The organism is Planotetraspora thailandica (genome assembly GCF_016863335.1).
GTDB lineage: Bacteria > Actinomycetota > Actinomycetes > Streptosporangiales > Streptosporangiaceae > Planotetraspora > Planotetraspora thailandica.
The window spans coordinates 1-530 of sequence record NZ_BOOR01000112.1 but is presented as its reverse complement, the minus strand read 5'-3'; the positions used below and the strand labels follow the sequence as shown (position 1 = coordinate 530).

The following is a 530-nucleotide window of genomic DNA, read 5'->3' as shown; positions in this document are numbered from 1 at the left end:
GGGGGGAGGTCGTTTTCCCAGCCGGGGTGGTCGGTGGTGGTGGGTTGGGGTTCTGGCAGGGGTTCGATGACGCGGGGTGGGTGGGCGGGGTAGTGGTGGCCGGTTCTGCTGATCCAGGTCAGGTGGCCGGGGGTGGTGGGGATGAGTTGCCAGCCGTGGTCGCGTAGGTCGTGGTGGTGGCTGCACAGGGCGGCGAGGTTGGCGGCGGTGGTGGGTCCGCCGTGTTGGTGGGGGTGGGTGTGGTCGAGTTCGGCGCGGGTGGCGGGGGCGCGGCAGCCGGGGTGGAGGCAGACGCGGTCGCGCATCTGGATCCATCGGCGGAGCCTGGTCTGGGCGAAGCGCCGCTGCCGGTCGGCCGGGCTGATGACGGGCCCGGTAGCCGCCTCCCCGCCCGAAACGCCGCCCTGGCCTGTGCCCGGGTGAATGTCTGGGTGGTCGAGTTGGCGGAGGATGTCGGTGATGAGGCGGGCCCATCCGCCCAGGGCGGGCAGGTCGCTCTGCCACTGACGCAAAAGCGCGAGCGGGATCTG

The 530-nt window shown here is 72.3% G+C and carries 1 protein-coding gene; it reads right to left on the bottom strand.

Annotation, left to right across the window (positions count from 1 at the left end):
- A partial coding sequence (locus Pth03_RS41065) for an HNH endonuclease signature motif containing protein (protein WP_203949945.1) occupies window positions 1–530 on the bottom strand: 530 nt, incomplete at both ends.